At 65.0% G+C, this 625-nt stretch carries 1 protein-coding gene; it reads right to left on the bottom strand.

The genetic code is table 11. The annotated features are described in order from the left end of the window. Nucleotides 1-625, bottom strand: a 625-nt coding sequence (locus tag V7702_RS16790) for an NAD(P)H-dependent flavin oxidoreductase (RefSeq protein ID WP_335651216.1), incomplete at both ends; no start/stop codon positions are given.

Below are 625 nucleotides of genomic sequence, written 5' to 3'. Positions count from 1 at the left end.
GCGGCGCAGGTAATTGCCGTGAACGCCAGTGAAAAGGTTCGTGTAAACAATGTCTTCCGCGCGCCCTTCCACGATGCCTTCCTTGTACTCGTCGGTGGCACGCGCCTCTTCCGTCGCGATGAAGGCCGAGCCGATATAGGCGTAGTCGGCGCCCAGGGCCTGCGCCGCCAGCACACCGGCTCCGGTCGAGATCGACCCTGAGAGCGCCAGCGGGCCGTCGAAGAATTCGCGAATCTCGCTGATCAGCGCAAACGGCGACAGCGTCCCGGCATGCCCGCCCGCGCCCGAGCACACGGCGATCAGGCCATCAGCCCCTTTTTCCAGGGCCTTACGGGCAAATTTCACATTGATGATGTCGTGCATCGTCTGGCCGCCCCAGCCCTGGACGGCCTGGTTCAGCTCCTCGCGCGCACCCAGCGAGGTGATGACCAGCGGCACCTTGTATTTCTCGCAGGTCGCGAGGTCGGCCTCCAGCCGATCATTGGACCGGTGCACGATCTGGTTCACTGCGAACGGGGCCGCGGGGCTGTCCGGGTTCTTCTCGTTGTAGCTCTCCAGCTCGCTCGTGATCTCGTCGAGCCACTCGCCCAGCTGGGACTGGGGCCGGGCGTTGAGCGCCGGGAAA

The organism is Phenylobacterium sp. (assembly GCF_036963605.1).
GTDB lineage: Bacteria > Pseudomonadota > Alphaproteobacteria > Caulobacterales > Caulobacteraceae > Phenylobacterium.
The sequence above is the reverse complement of the archived record's forward strand: the minus strand, read 5'-3'. Positions and strand labels throughout refer to the sequence as shown.